The following is a 12,658-nucleotide window of genomic DNA, read 5'->3' on the forward strand; positions in this document are numbered from 1 at the left end:
CAGTGTGACATCCATGTCGGACACATACAGCGGTACGCCGATCGCCATCGTCGGCATCGGCTGCCTGCTCCCGGGCGCGAATACGCCCCAGCAGTTCTGGGACAACCTGCTCGCCGGCGCCGACCTGCGCCGGGCGGGCACCGCCGACACCTTCGGCGCGGACCCGGCGACGCCGGGCGCGTGGGGTGACGAGACCCACGGAATCACCTCCGTGCGTGGTGGTTTCGTGACCGAACCCGAAATGGACCACGACGGCCTGCGCATCGACGCGCAGACCCTCGAGGGCCTCGGCGCGGTGGTCCAGTGGCCGCTGTATGCGATCCGGCAGGCACTGGCCGATGCCGGGATCGCCGAGGACGATCCGGCGCTCGCCCGCACCGGACTCGTCCTCGGCAACTACTCCTTCCCGACGGAGCAGTCGGTCAGGCTGTGCCTGCCGATGTTCCGCGCGGGCGTCAGCAGGGGACTGCGGCTGGCCGGACTTCCCGTGCCGGACAGCGAGTCCCGATCGTGGCAGCCGGACGCGCCGGTGCGGTCGCTCTGGCCGTCCGGGCTGCCCGCGACCGTCGTGGGCGACGCGCTCGGGCTGGGTGGTCCGCGCCTGGCGCTGGACGCTGCCTGCTCCTCGGCGCTGTACAGCATGAGCCTGGCCCGCGACTACCTCGCCACCGGCGTGGCCGACGTGGTCCTCGCCGGCGCGGTGTGCGCCCCGGATCCCTTGCTGATCCACCTGTCCTTCAGCGACCTGCACGCCTACCCGGGCAATGGCGTCAGCCAGCCCTTCGATTCGGCGTCCACCGGCATCGTCACCGGCCAGGGCGCGGGCGTGCTGGTGCTCAAGCGGCTCGCCGACGCGGTGCGCGACGGCGACCGCATCCATGCGGTGGTGGAATCCATCGCCCTCGGCAACGACGGCGCCGGCGCGCATCCGCTGGTGCCCAACATCTCCGGGCAACTCGCCACCTACCGGCAGGCGTACGGCGCGGGCGTGAACCCGGCGACCGTCGACTACATCGAATGCCACGCGACCGGCACCCCGGTCGGCGATCCGATCGAACTGCGTGGGCTCACCGAATTCTTCGGCGCGGACCGGGTGCCGCTGCTCGGGTCGGTGAAGGGCAATGTGGGCCACCTGCTCACCGTCGCCGGATTCACCAGCGTCCTCAAGGCGATTCTGGCCATGCGGCACGGCATCATTCCCGCCACGCCGACCGCCACCGAGCCGATCCGGCCGAGCGGCGCGGAACATGCGGCCGATCGGCTCGTGACGGCCACCCAGCCGTGGCCCGGCACCGGCGAGCGGGCCCGCCGAGCGGGTGTGTCCGCCTTCGGATTCGGTGGCACCAACGCTCACCTCGTGCTGACCGACGCGGTGGACGCCGCCCCGGAAACCGCCGCGCCGCAGCCGATCCAGATGGCGATCAGCGGTCTCGGCGTGCGGGTGGGTGAGGTCGCCGGGGTGCCCGCGCTGCGCCGCGCCCGCCGCGCGGGGCGCGCCGCGCTCGTTCAGCGCCCCGAAACCCGTTGGTACGGCGCGGAATCGCTCGGTATCACCGAACTCGATGCGGACTCCGATGCCGGGTACATCGGCAGCGTCGAGGTGGACGTGCGGGGCTACCGCATGCCGCCCGCCGAACTCGCCCAGGCCAATCCGCAGCACCTGCTGCTGTTCGAGGCCGCGGACGAGGCGCTGGCCGAGGCCGGACTCGCCGCCACGTCGGCCAAGGACCGCACCGAGCGCCGCATCGGCGTGGTGATCGCCATGGAGATGGAGCCGCGTTCGCACGCGCACCGCGCCCGCTTCGACATCGGCGCGCACGTGCGGTCCGAATGCGCCCGCACCGGAATGGATCTCACCGCGGACGAGCTCGACCGGCTGGAGGCCGCGGTCCGCGCCGGCGTGCACGACCCGATCGGCGCCAACGAGGTGCTGAGCTACATCGGCAACGTCATGGCGGCGCGCATCGCCTCCGCGCACAACTTCACCGGTCCGGCGTTCACGGTGTCGGCCGATGCCACCGGCGGCGCCCGCGCTCTCGAGATCGCGTCCCTGCTGCTGCTCGATCCGAGCGTCGAGGCCGTTCTCGTCGGGGGTGTCGAGCTGGCCGCCGGCTACGAGAACACCCTCGTGCGAACGGCTCTCGCCGACGGCGCCCGCCCGGTGCTGGGCGATGGCGCGGCGGCCGTGGTGCTCACCCGGGCGGCGGCGGACTCCGCGCTCACCATCGACGCGGTGGTGACCGATGCCGCCGGCCCGGAATCGCTGGCGGACAAGGTGCGCTCGGCGCTCACCGCCCACGATCTGACGCTGGACGACATCGGGTATCTGGAACTGGCCGCCGACCTGGATGCCGAGCGGCTCGGCGAGCTCGCCCGGCTCTACGCCGACCGCGGCAGTGAGATCCCCGGTTGCGCGCTGGCCGGCCACCCGCCGCTGTTGGGCGACACCCAGCAGGCGAGCGTGCTCGTGGGTGTGGTCGCCGCGGCGCTGAGCCTGCGGCACCGCGAATTGCCGCCCGCCGCAGCCGGAATCGGCGAGACGGCCGACGCGACGGCAGGATTCACCGATTCCGCGCTGCGGCTGCTCGATGGGCCGGTCCCGTGGCTCGGCCGCCGGGTCGAGGACCGCCTGGTCGCCGCCGTGCACGCGGTCGACGGCGCCGCCGCCGCGCACATCATCCTGTCCGCCCCGCCCGCGCGCCCCGCGGTCGAAACCCTCGACTGGTCGGGTTCGGTCGCTCCGCTGCTGGTGCCGCTGTCGGGTGACAGCGGCCGGGAGCTGGCCACGGCCGCCCAGGCGTGCCTGGACGCGCTCGACGCCGGCACCACACCGCTGGATCTGGCTCGGCGGCAGGCGACGGCCGAACGTCGCGGGCGGTATGTCGCGGCCATCGTCGCCGCCGACGCGACGGCGCTGCGCCGGGAACTGTCCGCGGCCGTGAAGCACCTGCCGGAAACGATGGCGGCGCAACGTGATTGGACGACGCCCGCCGGCAGCTACTGCACGCCGCGCCCGGTCGGCGCCGAGGGCCGGATCGCCTTCGTCTATCCGGGCGCCTTCACCGCCTACCCCGGCGCGGGCCGCGAGTTGTTCACCCTCTTCCCGGGCCTGCTGTCGGAATTCGAGCGTGACGCCCGCACGCCCTGGGCCGAGTACAAGCATGCGGCGCTGTTCCCGACCGCGCCGCTGGGTGTCGACCGCGCCGCCCTGATGCGGCACGAGGGCGAGCTCATCGAGTCGATCCCGACCATGCTCGCCCTGGGCACCAACGCCGCCGTGCTGGCGACCCGGATGTTGCGCGACGCCTTGGGCATTCGCCCGCACGGCGGCTTCGGCTACAGCCTGGGGGAGAGCAGCATGCTCTTCGCGATGGACGTGTGGGACGCCGCCGTCCGCGACGACGCCGCGCTGACCCGGTCGCCGTTGTTCATCGACCAGCTGCGCGGACCCAAGCGCCTCATCCGTTCGGCGTGGGAGCTGCCGGATTCGATGCCCGACCGGGAAGTCTGGACCACCCAGGTGCTGCTCGCCGGTGCCGAGCAGGTGCGTGCGGCGATGGCGGGCCTGGACCGGGTCTACCTGACCCACATCAACACTCCGCGCGAAGTGGTCGTGGCGGGTTTCGCGGAGCAGGTCCGCGAGCTCATCGCCCGGCTGGACTGCAAGTCCGCCAAGGCTCCCGCGAACCACGTCATGCACTGCGCCGTGGTGGAATCCGAGTTCGCCGAGTTCGCCTCCCTCAACGACCACCCGCTGGGCGCGCCGGGACCGGACCTGGAGTTGCTGTCGAGCTTCGACTACGGCCTGGTCGACGTGTCCGACCGCGCCGTGATCTCCCGCCGCATCGCCGACACCCTGTGCACCACCGTCGATTTCGCCCGGCTCACCGACACCGCCTACGACCGCGGATTCCGCGTGTTCATCGAGGTCGGCCCGGGCGCGACGTGCACCCGCTGGATCGGGGACACCCTCGGGGACCGTCCGCACGTCGCCGTCTCGGTGGACCGCCGCGGCATGTCCACCGGGCAGTCGGTGTGCGCCGCCCTGGCCCGGCTGGTGAGCCACGGGGTCGAGGTGCGGCTCGACCGCCTGTTCCCCGCCGAGTCCGCCCCGGCCCGTCCCGCGTTCCGCGCCGCGGTCACCTGCGGCGGCGAATCGCTGGTCGAGCGGGTCCGCGAGCGTGCGGAACCCGTTCTGGCCGAGGCGAGTACGCGACGCGCCTTCGAGGCCGAGGTCCAGATTCTGCTTCCGATCACCGTCGAACCGGATGCCATCGTCATCGAGGGAGAACCGTTCGTGTTTCTACCGTCCCGTCGTCCCGCCGAGCTCGCCGCGGCGCCTGCCGCCCCGGCGCCGCCGACGGCGATCCAGGTCCAGCCGACCACGATCCAGCGGCAGCCGGCAGCCGGCCGACCGCAGCCGGCCATTGTCGCCACGCATGTGGTCGCGGCACGCACCCGCGTCATCCAGCCCATGCGGCTCAGCGTCTCCGAGGCGCACGAATCCTTCCTGCGCGTGCAGAACGCCCTCGCGCTGGCCAGTCTCGACGCCCTCGAGGCGAGCCGCGGACCGGTGCCTCCGGCCGTGCCGGATGCGCCCGTCCCGGCCGTACCGGATGCGCCCGTCCCGGCCGAGCCCGCCCGACCGGTGGTGTGGGATGAAGCGCAGTTGCTGGAGTTCGCCTCCGGCAAGGTCGTCAACGTTTTCGGACCGGACTTCGCCGAGTACGACACCTACCCGGTCCGGGTGCGACTGCCCGAGCCGCCCTACCACTTCGTCACCCGCGTCACCGAAATCAACGGCACGCCGGGTGTCTACGAGCCCTCGTCGATCACCACCGAATACGACGTGCCGGTCGGTGCCTGGTACTCGGTGGACGGCCTGGTGCCCTGCGCGGTCACCATCGAGGCCGGCCAGTGCGACCTGCTGCTGATCAGCTACCTGGGCATCGACTTCCGGAACAAGGGCGAGCGCGTCTACCGCCTGCTCGACAGTGAGCTGGTCTTCCACGGGGGCCTCCCGCGCGAGGGCCAGACGCTGCGCTACGAGATCAATATCGCGCGCTTCGTCTGGAACGGCGACAGCCTGCTGTTCTTCTTCAACTACCGTTGCTACGCCGACGACGTGCTCATCCTCGAGCTGCTCAATGCCTGCGCGGGCTTCTTCTCCAGCGCGGAGCTGGAGAACTCCCTCGGCGTGGTGACCAGCGCGGCCGACCGCAAGCGGCGAGAAGCCATGAGCCGCACCTGGTTCAAGCCGCTGGAGCGCACCGACCGGACCGCGCTGTCGGGCGCCGATCTGGAACTGCTGGCCCAGGGCCGCCCCGCCGAGGTGTTCGGCCCGGCCTGGGACCAGACCGCCGACGGCTGCAATCGCTCACTGCGCCTGCCGGATTCGATGCTGCGCATGATCGACGAGATCACCGTGATCGACCGGCTCGGCGGCCCGTGCGGGATCGGTGAGCTGAGCGCGGTCAAGTACCTCGACCCCGAGGGCTGGTATTTCAAGTGCCACTTCCCGGGTGACCCGGTGCTGGCCGGTTCCCTGGTCGCCGAGGGCGGCGTGCAGCTGCTGCAGGTCTACGCCATGTATCTGGGCATGCACCTGGTGGTCCCCGACGGCGAGTTCCAGTCCGTGCCGGGTCTGAAGACGCAGGTCAAGGTGCGCGGGCAGATCACGCCGCGCCAGCGCAGCCTGCGCTATCACGTCGAGATCACCAAGCTGTCGATGCTGCCGCGCCCCACCGTCATCGCCGACATCGTCGTCTACGACGGTGACAAGGCGATGATCAGCATGCAGAACTTCGGCGTGCAGGTCCGCGAGAAGCCCGGCACCCCGTACCGGCCCGAAACCGGGGGCATCCCGGCCTTCCTCGGCCGGCGCAACGCCCACGGAGAGCCCGCGTTCATCAACGAGCTGCACCTGGCCCACGCCGCCAAGGGCGACCTGGCGACGGCCATGGGGCCGGAATTCGAGATCTACGCCGACCGCAAGGCGCCCTACATCCCCAACGGGGACTTCCGCTTCGTGGACCGGATCATGCGATTCGGCGGCGTCCGTGGCCAATTGAAGTCCGGGGCCACCATGGAGACCGAGTACGACTGCCCGCCGGAAGCGTGGTACTTCCACGAGAACGCCTTCCCCGGCATGCCGAACTGCGTGTACATGGAGTCCTCGCTGCAGGCGGCCATTCTGCTCGGCTACTACCTGGGCGCCACCCTGGCCACGCCGGAGCAGGAGCTCAATATCCGCAACCTGGACGGCACCGCCGGTGTCGTCAAGCAGATCGACCTGCGCGGCAAGACGATTCGCCAGCACACGCGGATGACCTTCAACCAGATCATGCCCGGCACGTCGCTGCAGAAGTTCAGGTACGAGCTGTTCGCCGACGGCGAGCTCTTCTACCAGGGCGAGTCCATGTTCGGCTATCACACCGCCGACGCGCTGGCCAACCAGATCGGCCTGGACGCGGGCAAGTACGTCGCGCCCTGGCTGGATCAGCAGGACAGCCTGCCGCCCAGCGCGATTCGCACCCTCGAGGTGCGCGGCGCGGACGACTGGTTCTCGCGGCCGGGCCTGCGGCTCGCCGACGGCCACCTGCGCATGGTCGACACCGTGGACATCGTCGCCGGCGGCGGCAAGTACGAGCAGGGGTACCTGCGCGGCCACCGCGAAATCGACCACGACGACTGGTATTTCGAGTGCCACTTCTACCGCGACCCGGTCATGCCCGGTTCGCTGGGCGTCGAGGCGCTGATCCAGGCGCTGCAGGTCTACGCCATCGAAGAGGGGCTCGGCGGGGAGTTCGACGACCCGGTCTTCGCCATGCCGGTCGGGGTGCCGATGACCTGGAAGTACCGCGGTCAGATTCTGCGGACCGAGGGTCCGATGACCTTCGACCTGCACATCAAGGAAATCCGGCGCGAGGACGGCCGGGCGCTGGTCATCGCCGACGCCAATGTCTGGAAGCCGGGCATGCGCATCTACGAGATCACAGACATCGCTGTTGAGGTGCACAACCGTCGAGAGGACGAACGATGAGCATCACCCTCGGAACCGACGACTTCGTCGAACCGATTGTCCACACCACCGTCGAAGGCTGCTACGACACCCTCACCGACCTCGAGTCGTCGGTCTACGTGGTGCGCACCCCCGAGGGTGCCGGGCTGAGCGTGCACCGGCCGCTCGACGACGCGTCCGTGGTCGCCGCGGTCGGCCCGCTGCTCCCGGAAAGCCTGGGCTCGCAGGCGTTCCGCGCGCACCACGGCGTCCGGTACGCCTACATGGGTGGCGCGATGGCCGGCGGCATCGCCTCGGAGGACTATGTCATCGCGCTGGCACGGGACGGATACCTCGGCTCGTTCGGCGCGGCCGGGTTGCTGCCGTCGCGAGTGGAGGCCGCCCTGCAGCGATTCGCGGCGGAGATTCCGGGACTTCCCTACGCCGCCAACCTGATTCACAGCCCCAGCGAGGCCGAGCTGGAGCGCGCCGCGGTGGAGCTGTTCCTGCGCTACGGCGTCCGCTGTGTCGAGGCCTCGGCCTTCATGGACATCACCCCGAACATCGTCCGCTACCGGGTGGCCGGGCTCTCCCGTTCCGCCGACGGCTGGGTGATCACCGGAAACCGGGTGATCGCCAAGGTTTCCCGCGCCGAGGTCGCCGAGAAGTTCATGCGCCCGGCGCCGGAGGCCATGGTCGCCGAGCTGGTCGCCGCCGGTCTGGTGACCGCCGAGCAGGCCGAGCTGGCCCGGCTGGTCCCGCTGGCCGACGACATCACCGCCGAGGCCGACTCCGGCGGCCACACCGACCGCCGTCCGCTGACCACCCTGTTCCCGTCGCTGGTGCGCCGTCGCGATCAGATGCGACACGAACTGGGCCTGCCGCTGGACGTCCGGATCGGCGCCGCCGGCGGCATCGGCACCCCGATCGCCGCGGCCGCGGCCTTCGCCATGGGCGCCGACTACATCGTGACCGGCTCGGTGAACCAATCCTGCCTGGAGGCAGGGACCTCCAGCGAGGTCCGGCACCTGCTCGCCCAGTCCGGCGTCGCCGATGTGGACATGGCCCCGGCCGCCGACATGTTCGAGCTCGGCGTGGAGCTGCAGGTGCTGAAGAAGGGCACCATGTTCGCGATGCGCGCCAAGCGCCTCTACGAAATCTATTGCGCCTACCCCGGTCTGGACGCCCTGCCGCAGCCGGAGCTGGCCCGGCTCGAGGGGCAGATCCTGCGCCGCACCGTGGACGAGGTCTGGCAGGACGTGATCGAGTACTTCACCCGGCGCGACCCCGACCAGCTGACCCGCGCCGCCGGCGACCCGAAGCGGAAGATGGCGCTCATCTTCCGCTGGTACCTGGGCATGGCCTCGCGGTGGGCGGTCGTCGGCGAGGGCGATCGGACGCTGGACTACCAGATCTGGTGCGGCCCGGCGATGGGCAGCTTCAACGAATGGGTTCGCGGTTCCTACCTGGCGGCCGCCGAGAACCGTCGCGTCGCCGATGTCGCGCGGAACCTGATGCACGGTGCGGCCTTCACCTCCCGCGTGCATCAGCTCGCGCTGGCCGGGGTGCGGATGCCCCGGGGCTGCGGCGACTTCCGCCCCGCGCCGGCCGATCAGAGCGGGAACGAGCTGTGACTGCGGTAGCGAATATCGCGCCCGCCCAGCTGTATTCGGCCGCGGCGGAGTTGGACGCCGCGCTCGGGGATCCCGCCGACCCGGAGAACGCATGCGGATTCGCCGCCATGGTCACCCGGGCCGAGCGGGGCGCGTTTCCCGACGCGCTGACCGAGGCGGCCGGCCCGGCGTTGCGAATGTCCTACGTGCCCGTGGCGGCGGGTGGCGATCTGGTGCGCTACGACGAGATGTTCGCGCTGGTGCGGGTGGCCGCCCGGCGCGATCTGACCGTCATGCCCGCCACGATGATCGACATCACGGCCACCTCGTGCGTCCTGCTGGCGGGCTCGGAAGCCCAGCGACAGCGGGTCGTCGAGCTGCTGCGCGGCGGCGGTTCCATCGGATTCGCGTTCTCCGAGCCCGGCCACGGCAGTGACCTGCTCGCCAATACCTGCGCGCTGACACCGTCGGAGGCCGGGTGGCGGCTGGACGGGTCGAAATGGCTCGCGGGCTTCGGGCGCCGGGCCGAGGCGGCCCTGGTGATCGGCCACACGGGTGGCCGGGGCCCGGCCGCCTTCAGCGCCGTGCTGCTCGAGAATCCGCTCGACCTGCCCTCCGCGGGACCGGATTCCGCCACCTCGATCCGTTTCCAGCGCGTCGCGGGAATGCGCGGCGCACACTTCACCGAGTTCCATTTCGACCAGGTACCCGTCGCCGCCGACGCGCTGGTCGGCCAGCTCGGCCGCGGCATGGAAACGGCCATGAAGGCCATGCAGATCGTGCGTGCCACCAGTACGGCCGCCAACCTGGCCGGCGCCGACAGCGCGCTGCGACTCAGCCTGGACTTCGCCCGGGGACACCTGGTCGCGAACCGTCCGGTCGATCACCACCCGGCCAACCGCCGTGAGCTGGGTACCGCGGCCGCGGCCCTGATCGCCTGCGACGCTGCCGCTCTGGCGTGTGTGCGCGCGATGCACACCTTCCCGGAAACACAGAGCCTGTGGTCCGGGACGCTGAAGACGGTCCTCACCGCGCTGTCCGAGGAAGTGTTCGCGCGGTGCGCGGATGTCCTCGGCACCCGCAGTGTGCTGCGCGAGGGCCCTGCGGGCGCCTTCGACGTGCTGCGTGCCGACAATGCCGCGGTCCGGTACTTCGACACCAGCCCGACGGCGAATCTGCGCCTGGTGTCGATGCAGTTGAACTGCTTCGCGGACGCGAAGGCGATCGAGCGCGACCCTGAATTGCTCGCTACCACATACGATTTGGGTCGGGAGCTGCCCCCGCTGGAATTCGGCCGGCTCGCGCTGAGCACCCGGGGCCGCGATGTGGTGACCGGCGAACTGGCCGGGGTTCTCGCCGAGGTCCGGGCCGTGCTGGATCCGGTCGTGCTCGACCGCGGCGTTCTGGAAGCCGATGCGGCCCTGCTGGTCGAGGCACTCGAACAGCTCGAGGCCGAGCTGAGTGCGGCCGCGGCCGACATCCGGACGATTGCCGCACAGTCGACCGGGCAACGTGGTCCGGCACAGCTGGACCTGGCCGCCCGGATCGCGTATCTGCACGCGGCCGCGTCGTGTGTACACCTGTGGTGGTTCAACCGGCATCGCCCGCTCTACGGCTGCCCGCCCGGCGCGGTCGGCTGGCTGACGGCCGCGTTGTCGCTGCTGCTGGACCGGGCCTCGGAGCGCACCGCCCGGCTCCCGATGCCGGTGGCGGACACCGCATTCCGCATCGTGTCGCGGTTGCGGCGGGAGCAGCGGCTGTTCTCCGCCGCTCCGATCCAGCTGGCCGGACCTCACCCGGACCCGGAAGACGAGAAAGGACGGATGCTGGCATGACCGTTCAGCACAATATCGCGCTCGCCGAGGGACTCGAACGTCATCTCGGCGATCCCCACGATCCGGCGACCCTGCTGTCGTTCCAGCGCATCCTGCGGTACGACGAGCTGGAGGAGTTTCCGCACGAACTGGTCGGCGAACTGCAGCGGCAGGCCGTGCACGAGTACTGCCTGCCCGCCGAATGGGGCGGGCGCGCAGGCGATGTCGAGACCGGTTTCCTGCTGCTGCGGCTGGTCGCGCGGCGCGACCCCACCACGGCCAGCGCGCTGATGCTGACCGACCTGGCCTTCATGCCGACCTGGATCGGCGGCAGTGACGACCAGCGCACCCGATTCGTCTCCATGATCAACAACGGCGCGAAGATGGCCTGGGGCCTGTCCGAACGCCACCACGGCAGCGACGTGCTGTCCAACGACATGCGCGCCGAGAAGACCGACGGTGGATACCTGCTCACCGGTGAGAAGTGGCTCATCGGCGTCGCGACGCTCGCCGATGTGGTCACCGTGCACGCGCGCACCGGCGCCCGGGGCGGGCCTGGCGACTGGTCGGTGTTCGCGGTCGAAAAACGTTTGTGCCCGGCCGGATCCGTGCGTGAGGTGCCCAACGAGCGGCTGCACGGATTGCGTGCGCTGGATCTGAGCGGAATCCAGCTCGACGGGGTGTTCGTACCGGACAGCCACCGCATCGGCGCGGAGGGCCAGGGTCTAGAACTGGTCCTCAAGAGCGCGCAGGTGGCCCGCACCACGATCAGCGGCATCGCCCTCGGCGCGGCCGACACCGCCCTGCGAGTGACCTGCGACTTCATCGTCGCCCGGGAGATCTTCGGGCAGAAGGTCGCCCAGATTCCCTACACCCGCCGCCAGATGGCCGAGAGTTTCGCCGACCTGCTGCTCGCGGAGGCGGTCGCGACCGGGGGCGTGCGCGGCCTGCAGGCCTGCCCGGAACAGGCGGGCATCTTCTCCGCCATCGTCAAATACTTCGTGCCGACCTCGCTGGAACGCACGCTGTCGCAGTTGTCCCTGGTGCTGGGCGCCCGGCTGTACCTGCGTGAGCACCCGCACTACGGCATCTTCCAGAAGATGCTGCGCGACATTCTGGTCTCGGTGTTCGCCGACGGCAATACCGTCGTGAACCTGAAGAGCGTCGGCGCGCAGCTGGAGACGATCCTGACCCGCGGCGCGACCGCGACGCCGGAACAGCGCTCGGCCGCCGAGGCCAAGGTCGCGCTCATGTACGACATCGACGCCAAGCTCGACGCATGGGTTCCGGCGCAGCAGCAATTGTTCTGCCGTGACGGTGATCTCGTGTTGCTGGCGCTGCCGGCCGCGATCGAGAAGCTGCGGGCGCTGGCCGCGGCCCGGGAGGGCGACCAGCGCGCCTGGTTCCAGCGATCGGCCGACCTGGCCGACCTGCTGCTGGGTGAGGTCGACCGGCTGGCCGCCGACCAGCGCGACCTGCAGCAGCGACTGGGCCGCGCCTACGGACCCTCCGCCGAGTTGTACCGGCTGGCCGAGCAGTACTGCGCCCTGCACGCCGCCGCCGCGATCATCCACCTGACCGTCAATTCCGGTGCGGTGCTGGCAGATCCGTTCCCCGACGGTGCGGTCCTGCTGCTGTGTCTGGAACGCGTCTGGCGCACCTTCCACCCGACCGGGACATGCACGGACGTGGCCGAGATCGATCATGTCACCGAGGTCCTCCTGCGACTGCACGACGAACGAAAGCTGTTCTCGCACTGGCAGATCCAGGTCCAGGCATCCGGCGAGGCCGGAACCGACGAATGAACGGAACGAATACATGTACTCGATGACCTCCCGGCACGCCCTGACGTGCGCGCCCGAACAGCTGTGGGACGTGCTCCTGGACTGCGCCGCCTACCCCGACTACATGACCGGCGTCAACGAGGTGGAGATCCTCGACGACGGCGGCGAGCGCCGCACCAGCAGCTGGGTGGTCGAGCTCAAGGGGTCGGAAATGGAGTGGGAGCAGGAGGATCTCATCGCCGCCGAGCAGCGCCGCATCGAATTCCGCCAGCTCGACGGTGACCTCGCGGAATACCGGGGCTACTGGCAGGTCCACCCGGAAGAGCTCGAGCTGAGCGTGGAGTTCGACATCGGGATGCCCCTGGTGGCGGAGATGATCCACCCCGCCATCGCCAAGGCGCTCGAAGGCTACGCCGGGTCCATCGTCGCCCGCGCCGGGCAGTAGGG

General features: G+C 70.5%; 5 protein-coding genes. All 5 read left to right on the forward strand.

Annotated features, from left to right (window positions below):
- Positions 1-13: 13 nt before the first annotated feature.
- Genes ACQP1O_RS20275 through ACQP1O_RS20295 form a run of 5 tightly spaced genes read left to right on the forward strand, consistent with a single transcriptional unit; the run spans position 14 to position 12,656 of the window.
- The gene (locus tag ACQP1O_RS20275) at positions 14-7,042 is read left to right on the forward strand and encodes a beta-ketoacyl synthase N-terminal-like domain-containing protein (protein ID WP_433567321.1); all 7,029 of its coding nucleotides are present in this window, start codon (positions 14-16) and stop codon (positions 7,040-7,042) included.
- On the forward strand, positions 7,039-8,634 hold the full coding sequence (locus tag ACQP1O_RS20280; RefSeq protein WP_433567322.1) for a PfaD family polyunsaturated fatty acid/polyketide biosynthesis protein: 1,596 nt from the start codon (positions 7,039-7,041) through the stop codon (positions 8,632-8,634). Before ACQP1O_RS20275 ends, ACQP1O_RS20280 begins: the two co-directional genes overlap by 4 nt.
- The gene (locus tag ACQP1O_RS20285) at positions 8,631-10,448 is read left to right on the forward strand and encodes an acyl-CoA dehydrogenase family protein (protein ID WP_433567323.1); all 1,818 of its coding nucleotides are present in this window, start codon (positions 8,631-8,633) and stop codon (positions 10,446-10,448) included. The genes ACQP1O_RS20280 and ACQP1O_RS20285 overlap by 4 nt, the downstream gene beginning before the upstream one ends.
- Positions 10,445-12,232, forward strand: a complete 1,788-nt coding sequence (locus ACQP1O_RS20290) for an acyl-CoA dehydrogenase family protein (RefSeq protein WP_433567324.1) — start codon at positions 10,445-10,447, stop codon at positions 12,230-12,232. Before ACQP1O_RS20285 ends, ACQP1O_RS20290 begins: the two co-directional genes overlap by 4 nt.
- A gap of 13 nt (positions 12,233-12,245) precedes the next feature.
- Positions 12,246-12,656 (forward strand): type II toxin-antitoxin system RatA family toxin, encoded by a 411-nt coding sequence (locus ACQP1O_RS20295; protein ID WP_433567325.1) that lies wholly within the window; start codon positions 12,246-12,248, stop codon positions 12,654-12,656.
- Positions 12,657-12,658: the final 2 nt, after the last annotated feature.

Source organism: Nocardia sp. CA-151230 (genome assembly GCF_050942175.1).
In the GTDB taxonomy this organism is placed as follows: Bacteria; Actinomycetota; Actinomycetes; order Mycobacteriales; family Mycobacteriaceae; genus Nocardia.